Origin of the sequence: Enterobacter sp. RIT418 (assembly GCF_003057745.1) — a bacterium.
In the GTDB taxonomy this organism is placed as follows: Bacteria; Pseudomonadota; Gammaproteobacteria; order Enterobacterales; family Enterobacteriaceae; genus Enterobacter.
On record NZ_QBJD02000006.1, the window covers coordinates 126,561 to 142,508 of the forward strand.

The following is a 15,948-nucleotide window of genomic DNA, read 5'->3' on the forward strand; positions in this document are numbered from 1 at the left end:
CCGCAATGAAAACTGTACTCCACTGCCTTTCTTATCTCATCGCGTTGTATGCGTTGGCTCCGGCAATAACGCATGCCCACGACGGAACGGTTTATATCAACGGTAAGATCAATGAGCATACCTGTACGATCTCGCTCGATTCACAAAAGCTGATCGTCAAAATGGGGACTGAGCAAAACCATTTCTTTACCCAGGCGGGTGACGGCGGTGCATATCATCCTTTCGCCATTAATCTCGAAAGCTGCGCAACGTCAAAAGACACATTGAGCATCACGTTTGAGGGCACACCAGATAATGCCAATCCGTCTCTGCTGGCAATAACGACGGAAGCCACAAGTGCGACAGGGGTTGCCGTTGGCATTTTTGACATAAATAAGACGCCGATCGTACTGGGCGATGCAAGCGCCTCGATCTCTTTATCCGGAAACGACGATACCGTCACATTCCACTTCTTCGCCCGCTACATTGCTACCCGCAGCACGGTCACAACGGGTACCGCTAACGCCGCCTCAACATTCATCCTGAACTATGCATGAGATCGTAAAAGCCTTTCTTATTAGCGCTCTCTTGCTGACAGACATGGCAACCGCGCGGGCTGGTGTGGTTATTAGTGGGACGCGTTTTATTTTCCCCGAAGGGGAAAAATCCATCACCTTTACGGTACGCAATCCTTCAAACACGTCCTGGCTGATCTATCCGAAAATCAGCCGCGGCGGCATTTGGGCGGGGGCAAACGAGCCGGAAAAAGAGCAGCGTGAGTTTATCGCCTCTCCTCAGCTGTTCACCCTTCGCCCCGAACGTGAAAACAGCGTCCGCCTGCTGTATACCGGCGGCGCGCTGCCACAGGATCGGGAAACGCTGTTCACCTTAAGCGTGGCCTCAATACCTTCCGGCAAAAACGCGACCCACAGCGTACAAACGGCGATCCGCTCCCGTTTCAAACTCTTCTATCGCCCTAAATATCTGCCTGGGAATCCGGAAGAAGCAGGCCTGGCACTGCTCTGGGCGCCGACGAAAACGGGTGTGAGCGTGGAAAACCCTACGCCTTATTACGTCACGCTATTCAACCTGAAAATGAACGGTATAGAGATCCCAGAAGGCGGGATAGTTGCCCCCTTTTCCAAACGAGATATTCCGGGCTGCCTGGGGGCAAAAAGCTGCCTCATAGGCTGGCAAAGCATTAATGATTACGGGCGGATCATGCCCGCACGTTCACAACTTTTTGAGGTAACACCATGAAGCTCACAGCTCTCCCCTTCGCACTTCTTGCGCTCTGCGCAGCGTGGCAGGCAAATGCAGAACACACTCCGGCGCAAATCGAACAAACGGGAAAAGCCGCCGAGCGTTATTTTCAGGATCATCCCGAGGTGCTGGGTGAAACCATCGCAACCTGGTTGGCCGAGCATCCTGAATTTCTGGTCGCCGCAGGCGAAAACCTTCGACAGCGTCAGCAGGTCGCTCAGCAGCAGGGCCAGGTTCAGGCGGTATTACACCAGCGTGGTGCGCTGCTTGCTGCCGGTAAGGTTGAAAACGGCCCGCGGGATGCGAAGGTCGCCGCCATTGTATTCGCCGATGAAACCGATCCTCAGTATCAAACAACGAAAACGATGGTAGAAAGCGTGGCCCCGTCCAACCCCGATATTCGCTTCATCTACAAATTCGTGAAGGCGAGGTCTGACACGCTTACAGCGTCCGAGCAGCAGGCCAACGTCGATCTCGCGGGAAAAGTCGCGCTCTCAGCCCTGCCTGCCATAGTCGTTATGCCTCAGGAAAAAGATCCGGAGATTCGACGCGTTACGGTCCTTAACGGAAATACCTCGTCTGAAGCCCTGATCATGGCGATTCAGAAAGCGAAAAAATAAGCGTATTGCCCGGCAGCCGCCGGGCCATCGCTCACTCCGGCAGTAACCCCACAAAGCTGCGCTTCTTGCGCGGCTCCGACATCAGTTCCTCCAGCTTATCCCCGCACGCCAGATAGTGCGGCGTCTGCTTGTGCGCCAGCACCGCCTCATCGTCCTTATAGGCTTCGTAGATAAAGAACCGGGTTTTCACGCGCGGGTCCTGCAGTACGTCAAAGCGCAGGTTGCCCGGCTCCTGAATCGCCCCTTCGTGGTTGGCGCGAAACACCTCCAGAAACTCGCCCACCCGCTCGGGCTTGATGTTGATTTCCACCAGCGTCACGTTCATTTTGCCTCTCCCTGTTTTTCTTCCTGCCAGAACTGGAACGCCTCTCGCGCCTTCCAGTTTTCATGCACCACCTTCTTCACCGCCTTCAGCATCGCCAGCGGCGCGCTGGACTGGAAAATATTGCGCCCCATGTCCACGCCGGACGCTCCCTTCTCCCCTTTGGGAAGAGGGAAAAAACCAGATCGCGCCAATTCTTTAAGGCCGCACCGGCCAGTCCCCTCTCCCCTTTGGGGAGAGGGTTAGGGTGAGGGGCGAAGTTCTTTGAGATCTATCACAATCATTCGATCCCGCTTTTACCTTTCTTCTGCCGCTGGCTACAGTAGTAACTCATCCGACCACATAACAATAAATTAACACTGGAAGAGACTATGAGCCGCTACCCGTCGTTATTCGCCCCCCTCGATCTGGGGTTTACCACGCTCAAAAACCGCGTGCTGATGGGCTCGATGCACACCGGGCTGGAGGAGCGGCCGGACGGGCCGGAGCGCCTGGCGGCCTTCTATGCCGAACGCGCGCGGCACGGCGTAGCGCTGATTGTCACCGGCGGCGTAGCACCTGCGTCTTCGGGCGTGACGATGGAAGGCGGCGCGGTGCTGAACGATGCATCACAGCTTGCCCATCACCGCATCGTCACCGACGCGGTGCATAAAGAAGGTGGCAAAATCGCCCTGCAGATCCTGCATACCGGCCGCTACAGCTATCAGCCACATCTCGTTGCCCCTTCCAGCATCCAGGCGCCGATTAACCGCTTTACGCCGCACGCGCTCAGCCACGACGAGATCCTGGCGCTGATTGACGACTTCGCCCGCTGCGCCGCCCTGGCGCGCGAGGCGGGCTATGACGGCGTCGAGGTAATGGGCTCGGAAGGCTATCTAATTAACGAATTTCTCGCCGCCCGCACCAACCAGCGCGACGACGAATGGGGCGGCGATTATGCCCGCCGCATGCGCTTTGCCGTAGACGTGGTGCGCGCCGTGCGCGAACGCGCGGGGGCGGACTTTATTATCGTTTTCCGCCTCTCGATGCTCGACCTGGTGGAAGGCGGCGGCACGTTCGACGAAACGGTGCAATTGGCGCAGGCGATAGAGGCCGCTGGCGCGACGATCATCAACACCGGCATCGGCTGGCACGAGGCGCGTATTCCGACCATCGCGACCCCTGTTCCGCGCGCGGCGTTTAGCTGGGTGACGCGCAGGCTAAAAGGAAAAGTGGCCATTCCGCTGGTCACCACCAACCGGATCAACGATCCGCAGGTCGCAGACGATGTGATCTCGCGCGGCGACGCCGATATGGTGTCGATGGCGCGCCCGTTCCTGGCGGACGCCGAGCTGCTGTCAAAGGCGCAGAGCGGCCGCGCGGATGAGATCAACACCTGCATCGGCTGTAACCAGGCGTGTCTGGATCAGATCTTCGTCGGCAAGGTCACCTCCTGCCTCGTTAACCCGCGCGCGTGTCATGAAACCAAAATGCCAATCGTGCCGGCAGCGACGAAAAAACGCCTGGCCGTGGTCGGCGCGGGCCCGGCGGGGCTGGCGTTTGCGGTTAACGCCGCCGCGCGCGGGCACAGCGTGACGCTGTTTGACGCCGCGGCCGAGATCGGCGGGCAGTTCAACATCGCCAAGCAGATCCCCGGTAAAGAAGAGTTTTACGAGACGCTGCGCTACTACAGAAGAATGATCGACCTGACGGGCGTCGAGCTGCGGCTGAATCAGGTTGTGTCCGCGCCGGATCTGATCGGTTTCGACGAGACGATCCTGGCAAGCGGGATCGCCCCGCGCACGCCCGCGATCGAGGGCATCGATCATCCGAAGGTATTGAGCTATCTGGATGTATTGCGCGACAAAGTGCCCGTCGGCGAGCAGGTGGCGATTATCGGCTGCGGCGGGATCGGCTTTGATACCGCCATGTATTTAAGCCAGCCGGGCGAAGCCACCAGCCAGAACATTGCCGAATTTTGCGTGGAATGGGGCATTGATACCAGCCTCAGCCAGTCCGGCGGCCTGCGCCCGGAAGGGCCGCAGCTGCCAAAAAGCCCGCGCCGGATCGTGATGCTTCAGCGCAAGGCCAGCAAGCCGGGCGAAGGGCTGGGCAAAACCACCGGCTGGATCCACCGCGCCACCCTGCTCGCGCGCGGGGTAAAAATGATCCCGGCGGTGAACTATAGCAAGATCGACGACGACGGGCTGCACGTGACGATCGGCGGCGAGCCGCAGCTGCTGGCGGTGGACAACGTGATCTTATGTGCCGGGCAGGAGCCAAAGCGGGATCTGGCCGATCCGCTGCGCGAAGCGGGCGTTACGGTGCATTTGATTGGGGGGTGCGACGTGGCGACGGAGCTGGACGCGCGGCGGGCGATTGCGCAGGGGACGAAATTAGCTCTGGAGATCTAGAGCAGTGCCCGGTGGCTACGGTAAAAGCAAAACGGCAACCCAGTTGCCGTTTTTAGTGTTTGCTCCCTCTCCCTGTGGGAGAGGGTTGGGGTGAGGGCATCAGACCGCGCCGTTTTTAACGTTACCGACGACGCCCCAGCTTAACCGCCTTCAGCACCACGAACTTATTGTTCGTCGCAATGGTGACGCAGTTGCCGAAAATCTTCTTCAGCTTGTGGAAATAGTCCAGGTGGCGGTTGGCCACGATGTACAGCTCGCCGTTAATTTTCAGGCAGCGGCGCGCGTGGTGGAACATCTCCCAGGCGACGTTATCCGTCAGGGCGTGCTTCTGGTGGAACGGCGGGTTGCAGAACACGGCGTTAAAGCGGAACGGCTCGACGCCGGACAGCGCGTTATTGATCATGAACTCGCAGCGGTCCAGCGCCTCCGGCATGTTGGTTTCTACGTTCAGACGGCTTGATGCCACCGCCATCGGCGACTCGTCGCTAAACACCACGCTGGCGTCCGGGTTCTTCGCCAGCAGCGTCAGGCCAATCACGCCGTTGCCGCAGCCCAGATCGACGATTTCGCCTTCCAGGTTCTCCGGCAGATGTTCAATGAAGAAACGCGCCCCGATATCCAGCCCGGTGCGGGAGAAGACGTTCGCGTGGTTGTGGATGGTCCAGTCGGTGCCTTCCAGCTTCCAGCTGAGGGTGTCTGGCGCATCGGCCAGCTCCGGCGCGCTGAAGGTACAGTTGATCAGGCGCGCTTTTTTCCAGGCAAGCGTAGTGGTGGTTGGACCGAGGACCTTCTCGAACAGCTCCAGCGTCGAGGTGTGAATATCGCGCGCCTTGGCGCCCGCGATGATGCGGGTTTCTGGCGTCACGACCTTACGCAGCGCGCGCAGCTGCTGCTCCAGCAGCGCCATGGTTTTTGGCACTTTGATCAGCACCACGCCCGGCGCCTGCGGGTAATCTGCCGTGCTGTCGAGGAACTTCACGCTGCCTTCATCGATATCGTTATGGCGCAGGTTTTCACGCGTCGCCAGCTCGCTCAGGTAGGAATCACCGATGCTGTAAGGCGAGTGTTCCGCCAGGGCACAGGCCAGCGCGCCAAAGGCGTCATTCAGGATCAGAACCGGGCCGCGGATTTCAGTGTCATCCAACTGCTGCAGCAGATAGTCATCCGCCGCTTCCCACGCCTGAAGCGGGTTAACGTCGTCCGTTTCCGGGAAACGTTTAAGGTTGAGTGAACGGAAACCGTTGTCTAAGTGGCTCATCGGCCCTCCTGAATGGTAAAATTTGGCGTATCCCTGAAAAGGGTGCGTGAGTATACCTGTTTTCACACTATTTTGGGGTTTTGATGAACCAGCTGACTTATCTTCAGGGCTACCCGGAGAACTTACTGACTCAGGTTCGCAGCCTGATTGCCGAGCAGAAGCTGGGCGCGGTGCTGGAAAAACGCTATCCCGGCACGCACGATTTCGCGACGGACAAGGCGCTCTGGCAGTATACGCAGGATCTGAAAAACCGTTATCTCAAGAGCGCGCCGCCAATCAACAAGGTAATGTACGACAACAAGATCCACGTGCTGAAAAACGCGCTTGGGCTGCACACCGCCATCTCCCGCGTGCAGGGCGGCAAGCTGAAGGCCAAGGCCGAGATCCGCGTGGCGACCGTTTTTCGCAACGCGCCGGAAGCCTTTCTGCGGATGATCGTCGTCCACGAGCTGGCGCACCTGAAAGAGAAAGAGCACGATAAGGCGTTCTACTCCCTGTGCTGCCACATGGAGCCGCAGTACCACCAGCTGGAGTTTGATACCCGCCTGTGGCTTACGCATTTATCGTTAAATGGTAATGCGCAGTAGCGCACTGGTTTTGCAATAATCCCGTGCTACAGTGGCTAAAGGTTCCCCGCTACGGAGTACGTAAACGTTTATGATACGTTTCGCAGTTATTGGTACGAACTGGATCACGCGCCAGTTCGTCGACGCCGCCCACGAAACCGGCAAATATAAGCTTACCGCAGTCTATTCCCGCAGCCTCGAGCAGGCGCAGAGTTTCGCTAACGACTATCTGGTCGAACATCTGTTCACCTCTCTCGACGAGATGGCGAAAAGCGACGCCATTGACGCGGTGTATATCGCCAGCCCGAACTCCCTGCACTTCCCGCAGACGACGCTGTTCCTCAGCCACAAAAAGCACGTGATTTGCGAGAAGCCGCTGGCCTCGAACATTCAGGAAGTGGAAGCCGCCATTGCCCTGGCGCGCGAAAACCAGGTGGTGCTGTTCGAAGCGTTCAAAACCGCGAGCCTGCCGAACTTCCTGCTGTTGCAGCAGTCCCTGCCGAAGATTGGCAAGGTGCGTAAGGCCTTTATCAACTACTGCCAGTATTCGTCGCGCTACCAGCGCTACCTTGACGGCGAGAACCCGAACACCTTCAATCCGGCCTTCTCTAACGGCTCGATTATGGACATCGGGTTTTACTGCCTGGCCTCGGCGGTGGCGCTGTGGGGCGAGCCGCACGGCGTGACGGCCACCGCCAGCCTGCTGGAAAGCGGCGTGGACGCACACGGTATTGTGGTGCTGGATTACGGTGATTTCAGCGTCACGCTGCAACACTCCAAGGTGAGCGACTCGGTGCTGCCGAGCGAAATTCAGGGTGAAGACGGCTCGCTGGTGATCGAGAAGATCTCCGAGTGCCAGAAGGTCAGCATCGTGCCGCGCGGCGGTAAAGCGCAGGAGCTGACGCAGCCTCAGCATATCAACACTATGCTGTATGAGGCAGAGGTCTTTGCGCGTCTGGTGGAAGAGAACGAAGTGAATCACCCTGGGCTTGCGATCAGCCGCACCACGGCGAAGCTGCAAACGGAGATCCGCCGCCAGACCGGCGTGGTGTTCCCGGCAGACGGCTTGAACGCGGAAGCGATCGCGTAAAACAGTGTAATGAATGCGTGCAGACCATTGACGAAACCGATGGTCTGACATATTTTGTTACCTGCAAAGGGGAGTAACTTCCTTGCCGGTGGATCGTCATTACGATGCGTTAATCGCGCATCCGGTCGCCGGGCAACCTTAACGGTTGTAAGTGAGACCTTGCCGGAAGGCGAGGTCTATGCATAAAACGCTAGCGGCTATCGTCTTCTGACCATAGCCGTTTTTGTTTTTTATGCGTAAGGAAAAAGTATGAATACTGTCGGTACTCCGCTGCTGTGGGGCGGGTTCGCTGTCGTGGTACTCATCATGCTGGCGATCGATCTCTTCCTCCAGGGGCGTCGCGGTGAGCATGGAATGACCATGAAGCAGGCCGCCGCCTGGTCCCTGGTGTGGGTTACGCTCTCACTGCTGTTCTGCGCCGCCTTCTGGTGGTATCTGGCCTCGACCGAAGGCCGCGCCGTTGCCGATCCTCAGGCGCTCGCCTTCCTCACCGGCTACTTAATCGAAAAAGCCCTTGCGGTCGATAACGTCTTCGTCTGGCTGATGCTGTTCAGCTACTTTGCCGTGCCTGCGTCGCTTCAGCGCCGCGTGCTGGTGTACGGCGTGCTGGGCGCGATTATCCTGCGTACGATTATGATCTTCGCGGGCAGCTGGCTGATTACCCAGTTTGAATGGCTGCTGTACGTCTTCGGCGCGTTCCTGCTGTTTACCGGTGTCAAAATGGCGCTGGCAAAAGAAGATGAGACGGGTATTGGCGAGAAGCCGCTGGTGAAGTGGATCCGCGGTCATCTGCGCATGACCGACAAGATCGAGAGCGAGCACTTCTTCGTGCGCCAGAACGGTCTGCTGTTTGCTACTCCGCTACTGCTGGTGCTGATTCTGGTTGAGCTGAGCGACGTGATTTTCGCGGTAGACAGCATCCCGGCGATCTTCGCGGTGACCACCGACCCGTTCATCGTGTTGACCTCAAACCTGTTCGCGATCCTCGGCCTGCGCGCAATGTATTTCCTGCTGGCGGGCGCGGCGGAGCGCTTCTCCATGCTGAAGTACGGCCTGTCGGTAATTCTGGTGTTTATCGGTATCAAGATGCTGATCGTCGACTTCTACCATATCCCGATCGCGATTTCGCTCGGCGTGGTGTTTGGCATTCTGATCGTGACGCTGATTATCAATACCTGGGTTAACCGCCAGCACGATAAAAAGCAGGTGGAGTAATACCCTCACCCCGGCCCTCTCCCAAAGGGAGAGGGTGAAAAAAAGCGCCGCCCGGCACTCTCGTTAACTAATAGTTAAAAAATATGACGCAGCACGTAAAATCCAGCATTTTACGCTTCCCTCCTTTCGCACATTCCCTATACTCGACCAGGCAAACATTTTCTTACATCCGGACATAAATGTGACTTAGAGCACATCCGGAATGGAACATAATTTCACTCAGGAATATTGTATGAGCACACAATCAACGGGGCTTTTTGCGCGCCTGGCGCAAGGGAGTCTGGTTAAACAAATTCTGGCAGGGCTGGTGCTGGGCATTCTGCTGGCAATGGTGTCAAAACCTGCAGCAGAGGCCACGGGACTCCTCGGCACCCTTTTCGTCGGCGCCCTGAAAGCCGTCGCACCGGTTCTGGTTTTGATGCTGGTCATGGCATCGATTGCCAACCACCAGCACGGACAAAAAACCAACATTCGCCCTATTCTGTTCCTGTATCTTCTGGGAACCTTCTCTGCAGCCCTAACGGCCGTGGTGTTCAGCTTCCTGTTTCCGTCCACGCTGCACCTGACCAGCGCGGCCGGTGATATCACGCCGCCATCCGGCATTGTCGAAGTGCTTCGCGGCCTGCTGATGAGCATGGTCTCTAACCCCATCACGGCGCTGATGAACGGTAACTACATCGGTATCCTGGTCTGGGCGATTGGTCTGGGCTTCGCGCTGCGTCACGGTAACGACACAACAAAACACCTGGTCAACGATTTGTCGAACGCCGTCACCTTTATGGTGAAACTGGTGATTCGCTTTGCGCCCATCGGGATCTTCGGGCTGGTCTCCTCTACGCTGGCCACCACCGGTTTTGACGCGCTGTGGGGTTACGCGCAGCTGCTGGTTGTTCTGGTCGGCTGTATGCTGTTGGTTGCGCTGGTGATCAACCCGCTGCTGGTGTTCTGGCAGATCCGCCGCAACCCGTATCCGCTGGTGCTGACCTGCCTGCGCGAGAGCGGCGTGTATGCGTTCTTCACCCGCAGCTCTGCGGCAAATATTCCAGTTAACATGGCGCTGGCGGAGAAGCTGAACCTGGATCGCGATACCTATTCCGTCTCCATTCCGCTGGGTGCAACCGTGAACATGGCGGGCGCGGCCATTACCATTACCGTGCTGACCCTGGCGGCGGTGCATACGCTGGGCATTCCGGTCGATCTGCCAACCGCGCTGCTGCTGAGCGTGGTGGCGTCGCTGTGTGCCTGTGGCGCATCCGGCGTGGCGGGTGGTTCGCTGCTGCTGATCCCGCTGGCGTGCAATATGTTCGGTATCCCGAACGAGATCGCCATGCAGGTGGTGGCCGTCGGCTTTATCATCGGCGTATTGCAGGACTCCTGCGAAACGGCGCTAAACTCCTCTACCGACGTGCTGTTTACCGCAGCTGCCTGTCAGGCGGAAGACGCGCGATTAGCGAAAAACGCGCTGCGAGGTTAACAGCAAAACGGCAACCCTGAGGTTGCCGTTTTTAGTGTTTGCCCCCTCTCCCCGTGGGAGAGGGCCGGGGTGAGAGCATCAGGCCGCACCGATTAAAGCGTCACACCGCTCTTAAAGATCGCCAGCTCGCGGAAATCGTTCTTCTCGTTGCACGTCTGCCTGCCGTTGGCAAATTCGACGATGGCATCCACAAACTCCGCCAGCAGTTCCGGCATCGCTTTGCCGTGGATCAGCTGCCCCGCATCGAAATCAATCCAGTGCTTTTTCTTCGCCGCCAGCTCGCTGTTGGTGGCGATTTTCACCGTCGGCACAAAGCCGCCGTACGGCGTGCCGCGCCCGGTGCTGAACAGCACCATGTGGCAGCCCGCGCCCGCCAGCGCGCTGGTGGCGACCGCATCGTTACCCGGCGCGCTCAGCAGGTTGAGGCCGTGCGTTTTCAGCCGCTCGCCGTAGCGCAGCACGTCCACCACCTGGCTTGCGCCGGCTTTCTGGGTGCAGCCAAGCGATTTCTCTTCAAGCGTGGTGATCCCGCCCGCCTTGTTGCCCGGCGATGGATTTTCATAAATCGGCTGGTTGTGGGCGATAAAGTACTGCTTGAAGTCGTTGACCATCGTAACGGTCTTTTCAAACGTCTCTTCGTCGCGGCAGTGGCTCATCAGAATTCGCTCTGCGCCAAACATTTCCGGCACTTCGGTCAGCACCGTGGTGCCGCCGTTGGCAATCATGTAGTCCGAGAAGCGGCCCAGCATCGGGTTGGCCGTAATGCCGGACAGCCCGTCCGAACCGCCGCACTCCAGGCCAAACTTCAGCTCGCTCAGCTTGCCCGCTTCACGCTGGTCGTGGCGCATCACCTCATACAGCTGGTGTAGCTGCTCCAGCCCCGCCTCCACTTCGTCATCCTGATGCTGACACACCATAAAGCGCACGCGCTCGGGGTCGAACTCGCCCAGCGTTTCGCGGAAAGCATCCACCTGGTTGTTTTCACAGCCCAGGCCAATCACCAGCACCGCGCCCGCGTTCGGGTGGCGAACCATGTTTTGCAGCATGGTTCGCGTATTAATATGGTCATCGCCGAGCTGCGAGCAGCCGTAGGTGTGGCTGAAAAGATGAACGCCGTCGGTGCCTTCGGCATCCCGAGTCTCTTTCAGGAAGCGCGTCTGGATCTGACGCGCAATCCCGTTCACGCAGCCTACGGTCGGCAAGATCCACAGCTCGTTGCGGATCCCCACCTCGCCACCGGCGCGGCGGTAGATCTGCACGTCGCGATCCGCCGCCTGCCCCGCTTCAGCCTGAACGTCAGGTTGATAGCTGTACTCGTCCAGGTCGCTGAGGTTGGTGCGGGTATTGTGCGAGTGAATGTGTTCACCCGGCGCAATATCCTGGAGCGCGTGACCAATGGGCAAACCGTACTTCACGACGTTTTCCCCTTTGGCGATGGGGCACACGGCAAATTTATGCCCGCGCGAAATCGCCTCGCGCAGGGTGACCGTATGGTTCTCAACGGTCACCACCGCGCCTTCGGTTAAATCGGCCAGCGCAACGGCCACGTTATCCAGCGAATGGATCTTAATGTAGTGCATATCAACCTCAGACGGCCTTAGTTCAGTTCAATGGCGAAGTAGTCACGCGCATTGTTAAAGCAGATGTTTTTCACCATGTCGCCCAGCAGCTGGATATCCGCCGGAGCTTCACCCGCCTGCACCCAGCGGCCAATCATCTGGCACAGAATGCGGCGGAAATATTCATGACGCGTATAAGACAGGAAGCTGCGGCTGTCGGTCAGCATGCCGACAAAGCGGCTCAGCAGGCCAAGCTGCGCCAGCTGCGTCATCTGACGCTCCATGCCGTCCTTCTGATCGTTAAACCACCAGCCGGAACCGAACTGCATCTTGCCCGGCATGCCTTCGCCCTGGAAGTTGCCGATCATGGTGCCCAGCACTTCGTTATCGCGCGGATTCAGGCAGTAAAGGATGGTTTTTGGCAGCAGGTTTTGTTCGTTCTGCTTGCTCAGCAGCTTAGACAGCTCTTCCGCCATCGGGCGGTCGTTGATGGAGTCGAAGCCCACGTCCGCGCCCAGCAGCTTGAACTGACGCTGGTTGTTATTGCGCAGCGCGCCGATGTGGTACTGCTGCACCCAGCCGCGACGGGCGTATTCCGCGCCGAGGAAGACCAGCACCGCCGTTTTAAACTGCGCCACCTCGCGCTCGCTCAGCGTTTCCCCCGAGAGACGGCGCGCCAGAATGCTGTCCAGCTCCGCCTCGTTTGATTCCGCAAACATCACCACGTCCAGCGCGTGGTCGGAAACTTTACAGCCGTGCGCGGCGAAGTGGTCCAGGCGCTTCGTTAGCGCGGACTGCAGGTCAGCGAAGCGACGGATGTCGGTATCAGAGACTTCGGCAAGCTTCGCCATATAGTCGCTGAAGGTCGCCTGCTCAATGTTAAAGGCTTTGTCAGGACGCCAGCTCGGCAGCACCTTGATGTCGAAAGAGGCATCCTGCGCCACGACCGCATGGTGCTCCAGCGAGTCGATGGGATCGTCCGTGGTGCCGACCATCTTCACGTTCATCTGCTGCATGATGCCGCGCGCGGTGAAGCGATCCTGCGCCAGCAGCGCGTTGCACTGGTCCCAGATTTCATCTGCGGTGGCCGGAGAAAGAAGCTTGCCGGTGATGCCGAACGGACGGCGCAGCTCGAGGTGCGTCCAGTGGTACAGCGGGTTGCCGATGGTGTGCGGCACGGTGGCCGCCCAGGCGTCAAACTTCTCGCGGTCAGTGGCGTCGCCGGTACACAGGCGTTCCGCCACGCCGTTGGTGCGCATAGCGCGCCACTTATAGTGATCGCCCTTCAGCCAGATATCATACAGGTTCTTAAAACGGTAATTTTCGGCAACCTGCTGCGGCGGCAGATGGCAGTGGTAGTCGAAAATCGGCTGATCTTTTGCGTAGTCGTGGTACAGACGGCGGGCAAATTCGGTATCTAGCAGAAAATCTTCGGTCATAAACGGGGTCATTATCGTCTTCCTCTGTAGCGGGAGCGTCAGAAAGCTTGATGTTCAGATGCTGCAAAGTTATCACACCAATTTCCAGAGCCCGTAGTTTTTTTCGTGAGTCAGATCAATAAACGCTGACAAATAATTTACCATCAAAGAGGTAAACCCGCCTGAAAACCGCGCCGTTACTGGCTTCTCTCGCCAGTCAGAATGCCCCTACAAAGATTCCAGCAATTGTGATGTCACTCACCTTTTAAAGTTGTATGACAAGTTATCTTTTTCGCCGTCGCATCAATAAGCCGACGGAATGCATTCCCGGTGTCAGATACACCGGAATTAACGGTATGGATACCCATTTAAGCACGATGACTTTTGGCAGGGTTCGGGCCGGACCGGAACGTTTTCTGGTGATGCCCCTCCCGTTAACAATCGTTCCCGTAGACGGTTGAGCGGTTGCCGCACCCGGTGCGGAAATCACATAACGATGAGGTTTTACATGCGTAAAATTAAAGGGTTACGTTGGTATATGATTGCACTGGTGACGCTCGGCACCGTGCTGGGTTACCTGACGCGTAATACCATTGCGGCGGCTGCGCCAACGCTAATGGAAGAACTGCACATTTCGACCCAGCAGTATTCGTACATCATTGCGGCCTACTCCGCGGCTTATACCATCATGCAGCCGGTTGCCGGCTATGTGCTTGACGTGTTGGGCACCAAAATCGGTTATGCCTTCTTCGCCGTCACCTGGGCTGTTTTCTGTGGCGCAACCGCGCTGGCAGGCAGCTGGGGCGGCCTGGCGCTGGCGCGCGGCGCGGTCGGTGCGGCCGAGGCAGCGATGATCCCGGCGGGGCTGAAAGCCAGTTCCGAATGGTTCCCGGCGAAAGAGCGCTCCATTGCCGTCGGCTACTTCAACGTCGGCTCGTCGATTGGCGCAATGATTGCTCCGCCGCTGGTGGTGTGGGCAATCGTGATGCACAGCTGGCAGCTGGCGTTCATCATCTCCGGCGTGCTGAGCTTCGCCTGGGCCATGGCCTGGCTGATTTTCTACAAACACCCGCGCGATCAGAAAAAGCTGTCTGAAGAAGAACGCGAGTACATCATCGGCGGCCAGGAAGCACAGCACCAGACCAACAACGGCAAAAAAATGTCCGTCCTGCAGATCCTCGGCACCCGTCAGTTCTGGGGTATCGCCCTGCCGCGTTTCCTGGCCGAGCCCGCCTGGGGGACGTTCAACGCGTGGATCCCGCTGTTCATGTTTAAGGTGTACGGCTTTAACCTGAAAGAGATTGCGATGTTCGCCTGGATGCCGATGCTGTTTGCGGACCTCGGCTGTATCGTTGGCGGCTACCTGCCTCCGCTGTTCCAGCGCTGGTTTGGCGTGAACCTGATCGTCTCCCGTAAAATGGTGGTGACGATGGGCGCGCTGCTGATGATTGGCCCGGGGATGATCGGCCTGTTCACCAGCCCTTATATCGCTATCGCCCTGCTGTGCGTCGGTGGCTTTGCGCACCAGTCCCTGTCGGGCGCGCTGATTACGCTCTCATCCGACGTCTTTGGCCGTAACGAAGTGGCCACCGCCAACGGCCTGACCGGCATGGCCGCCTGGACCGCAAGCACCCTGTTCGCGCTGGTGGTGGGCGCCCTGGCAGATACCATCGGCTTTAGCCCGCTGTTCGCCGTGCTGGCCATTTTCGACCTGATGGGAGCCGTGGTGATCTGGACGGTGCTGAAGAGCAAATCCGCCGAGGAGCTGGAAAGAGAGTCCCTCCGGGGGCCGGCGACGCAGAGTTAGCAACCTTTTTACCGCCGGGTATGTAGAAGCCGCCTCCGGGCGGCTTTTTTGATGGCGAAATCTGGAGACTGGCCTGCAAAAGTGGTATAACAAATACTCCGCCGTACCCTGCCTGGAGCGCATATGGAAATCACCGAACCCCGCCGTTTATATCAGCAACTTGCCGCTGAGCTGAAAGATCGCATTGAGCAAGGCGTCTATCTTGTTGGTGACAAACTCCCCGCCGAGCGCTTTATCGCGGATGAAAAAAGCGTCAGCCGCACCGTAGTGCGTGAAGCGATCATCATGCTGGAAGTAGAAGGCTATGTCGAAGTGCGCAAAGGTTCCGGCATCCACGTGATCTCCAACCAGGCCAAACACTCGCCCGTCCCGGACGAAAGCCTGGAATTTGCCAGCTACGGTCCGTTTGAGCTGCTCCAGGCTCGCCAGCTAATTGAAAGCAACATTGCCGAGTTTGCCGCCACCCAGGTGACCAAGCAGGACATCATGAAGCTGATGGAAATCCAGGAGAAAGCGCGTAAGGAAAAATGTTTCCGCGATTCAGAGTGGGATTTGCAGTTCCACGTTCAGGTTGCGCTGGCAACCCAAAATACGGCGCTTGCGGCAATCGTGGAAAAAATGTGGACTCAGCGCGTTCACAACCCGTACTGGAAAAAACTGCACGATCATATCGATTCACGCACCGTGGATAACTGGTGTGACGATCACGATCAAATTCTTAAAGCGTTGATTCGCAAAGACCCGCACGCGGCAAAGCTGGCAATGTGGCAGCACCTGGAAAATACCAAACAGATGCTGTTTAACGAAACCAGCGACGACTTCGAATTTAACGCTGACCGCTATCTTTTTGCCGATAATCCTGTCGTTCACCTCGATACGGCCACCAGTCAGGCAAAATAGCGCCCCGCTTCGCTGACAAAGCCCATCGCTGCGCACTCCTGCGCCGGTGGGTAAGCAAAACATATATTGTGTCAGCCTTTGTAA

The 15,948-nt window shown here is 57.9% G+C and carries 14 protein-coding genes and 1 pseudogene; 10 read left to right on the forward strand and 5 right to left on the reverse strand.

Annotated elements, in window-relative coordinates; translation table 11 throughout:
• The first annotated feature begins 5 nt into the window (after window positions 1-5).
• From DBY73_RS08975 to DBY73_RS08985, 3 genes are read left to right on the forward strand one after another with little or no spacing between them, the layout of a single operon-like run.
• Window positions 6-536: a fimbrial protein gene (locus DBY73_RS08975; protein ID WP_112010823.1), complete on the forward strand. Its 531-nt coding sequence runs from the start codon at window positions 6-8 to the stop codon at window positions 534-536.
• A complete protein-coding gene (locus DBY73_RS08980) occupies window positions 529-1,239 on the forward strand; it encodes a molecular chaperone (protein ID WP_112010824.1) in 711 nt (236 codons plus the stop codon). Before DBY73_RS08975 ends, DBY73_RS08980 begins: the two co-directional genes overlap by 8 nt.
• The gene (locus DBY73_RS08985; protein ID WP_112010825.1) at window positions 1,236-1,862 is read left to right on the forward strand and encodes a hypothetical protein; all 627 of its coding nucleotides are present in this window, start codon (window positions 1,236-1,238) and stop codon (window positions 1,860-1,862) included. Before DBY73_RS08980 ends, DBY73_RS08985 begins: the two co-directional genes overlap by 4 nt.
• Before the next feature lie 31 nt (window positions 1,863-1,893).
• Here DBY73_RS08985 and lsrG read toward each other — a convergent pair whose 3' ends face one another.
• The gene (lsrG, locus tag DBY73_RS08990; RefSeq protein ID WP_112010826.1) at window positions 1,894-2,187 is read right to left on the reverse strand and encodes a (4S)-4-hydroxy-5-phosphonooxypentane-2,3-dione isomerase; all 294 of its coding nucleotides are present in this window, start codon (window positions 2,185-2,187) and stop codon (window positions 1,894-1,896) included.
• Window positions 2,184-2,342 (reverse strand): annotated as a pseudogene (locus tag DBY73_RS08995) (3-hydroxy-5-phosphonooxypentane-2,4-dione thiolase LsrF); the annotation flags it as partial. The pseudogene DBY73_RS08995 and the gene lsrG, both read right to left, overlap by 4 nt.
• 213 nt (window positions 2,343-2,555) lie before the next feature.
• Here DBY73_RS08995 and DBY73_RS09000 point away from each other — a divergent pair.
• The gene (locus DBY73_RS09000) at window positions 2,556-4,577 is read left to right on the forward strand and encodes an NADPH-dependent 2,4-dienoyl-CoA reductase (RefSeq protein WP_112010827.1); all 2,022 of its coding nucleotides are present in this window, start codon (window positions 2,556-2,558) and stop codon (window positions 4,575-4,577) included.
• Window positions 4,578-4,698: 121 nt separating this feature from the next.
• On the opposite strand, the gene rlmG is transcribed toward DBY73_RS09000, so the two are convergent.
• Window positions 4,699-5,835 (reverse strand): 23S rRNA (guanine(1835)-N(2))-methyltransferase RlmG, encoded by a 1,137-nt coding sequence (gene rlmG / locus DBY73_RS09005; protein ID WP_112010828.1) that lies wholly within the window; start codon window positions 5,833-5,835, stop codon window positions 4,699-4,701.
• Window positions 5,836-5,918: 83 nt separating this feature from the next.
• Here rlmG and DBY73_RS09010 point away from each other — a divergent pair, with 83 nt between their 5' ends.
• From DBY73_RS09010 to sstT, 4 genes are all read left to right on the forward strand, one after another.
• Window positions 5,919-6,422 (forward strand): M48 family metallopeptidase, encoded by a 504-nt coding sequence (locus tag DBY73_RS09010; RefSeq protein WP_112010829.1) that lies wholly within the window; start codon window positions 5,919-5,921, stop codon window positions 6,420-6,422.
• A gap of 70 nt (window positions 6,423-6,492) precedes the next feature.
• Window positions 6,493-7,491: a Gfo/Idh/MocA family oxidoreductase gene (locus DBY73_RS09015; RefSeq protein ID WP_112010830.1), complete on the forward strand. Its 999-nt coding sequence runs from the start codon at window positions 6,493-6,495 to the stop codon at window positions 7,489-7,491.
• Between the two features lie 249 nt (window positions 7,492-7,740).
• On the forward strand, window positions 7,741-8,706 hold the full coding sequence (locus tag DBY73_RS09020) for a TerC family protein (RefSeq protein ID WP_112010831.1): 966 nt from the start codon (window positions 7,741-7,743) through the stop codon (window positions 8,704-8,706).
• A 232-nt stretch (window positions 8,707-8,938) separates the two neighbouring features.
• The gene (sstT, locus tag DBY73_RS09025; RefSeq protein WP_112010832.1) at window positions 8,939-10,180 is read left to right on the forward strand and encodes a serine/threonine transporter SstT; all 1,242 of its coding nucleotides are present in this window, start codon (window positions 8,939-8,941) and stop codon (window positions 10,178-10,180) included.
• Between the two features lie 92 nt (window positions 10,181-10,272).
• Here the strand turns inward: sstT and DBY73_RS09030 are convergent, their stop codons facing one another.
• Complete coding sequence (locus DBY73_RS09030; protein WP_112010833.1) at window positions 10,273-11,760, reverse strand: altronate dehydratase family protein; 1,488 nt, start codon at window positions 11,758-11,760, stop codon at window positions 10,273-10,275.
• Between the two features lie 17 nt (window positions 11,761-11,777).
• Complete coding sequence (uxaC, locus tag DBY73_RS09035; RefSeq protein ID WP_112010834.1) at window positions 11,778-13,190, reverse strand: glucuronate isomerase; 1,413 nt, start codon at window positions 13,188-13,190, stop codon at window positions 11,778-11,780.
• 475 nt (window positions 13,191-13,665) lie between these two features.
• Between uxaC and DBY73_RS09040 the strand changes: the two genes are divergently transcribed.
• Both DBY73_RS09040 and exuR read left to right on the forward strand, forming a co-directional pair.
• On the forward strand, window positions 13,666-14,964 hold the full coding sequence (locus DBY73_RS09040; protein ID WP_112010835.1) for an MFS transporter: 1,299 nt from the start codon (window positions 13,666-13,668) through the stop codon (window positions 14,962-14,964).
• Between the two features lie 123 nt (window positions 14,965-15,087).
• Window positions 15,088-15,864: a transcriptional regulator ExuR gene (gene exuR / locus DBY73_RS09045; RefSeq protein WP_112010836.1), complete on the forward strand. Its 777-nt coding sequence runs from the start codon at window positions 15,088-15,090 to the stop codon at window positions 15,862-15,864.
• Window positions 15,865-15,948: the final 84 nt, after the last annotated feature.

Coding starts and splice junctions, on each gene's coding strand:
- lsrG (WP_112010826.1), bottom strand. CDS start 2,187: ATGAACGTGACGCTGGTGGAAATCAACATCAAGCCCGAGCGGGTGGGC.
- DBY73_RS08975 (WP_112010823.1), top strand. CDS start 6: ATGAAAACTGTACTCCACTGCCTTTCTTATCTCATCGCGTTGTATGCG.
- DBY73_RS08985 (WP_112010825.1), top strand. CDS start 1,236: ATGAAGCTCACAGCTCTCCCCTTCGCACTTCTTGCGCTCTGCGCAGCG.
- DBY73_RS08980 (WP_112010824.1), top strand. CDS start 529: ATGCATGAGATCGTAAAAGCCTTTCTTATTAGCGCTCTCTTGCTGACA.
- DBY73_RS09040 (WP_112010835.1), top strand. CDS start 13,666: ATGCGTAAAATTAAAGGGTTACGTTGGTATATGATTGCACTGGTGACG.
- DBY73_RS09020 (WP_112010831.1), top strand. CDS start 7,741: ATGAATACTGTCGGTACTCCGCTGCTGTGGGGCGGGTTCGCTGTCGTG.
- DBY73_RS09010 (WP_112010829.1), top strand. CDS start 5,919: ATGAACCAGCTGACTTATCTTCAGGGCTACCCGGAGAACTTACTGACT.
- rlmG (WP_112010828.1), bottom strand. CDS start 5,835: ATGAGCCACTTAGACAACGGTTTCCGTTCACTCAACCTTAAACGTTTC.
- DBY73_RS09015 (WP_112010830.1), top strand. CDS start 6,493: ATGATACGTTTCGCAGTTATTGGTACGAACTGGATCACGCGCCAGTTC.
- exuR (WP_112010836.1), top strand. CDS start 15,088: ATGGAAATCACCGAACCCCGCCGTTTATATCAGCAACTTGCCGCTGAG.
- DBY73_RS09000 (WP_112010827.1), top strand. CDS start 2,556: ATGAGCCGCTACCCGTCGTTATTCGCCCCCCTCGATCTGGGGTTTACC.
- uxaC (WP_112010834.1), bottom strand. CDS start 13,190: ATGACCCCGTTTATGACCGAAGATTTTCTGCTAGATACCGAATTTGCC.
- sstT (WP_112010832.1), top strand. CDS start 8,939: ATGAGCACACAATCAACGGGGCTTTTTGCGCGCCTGGCGCAAGGGAGT.
- DBY73_RS09030 (WP_112010833.1), bottom strand. CDS start 11,760: ATGCACTACATTAAGATCCATTCGCTGGATAACGTGGCCGTTGCGCTG.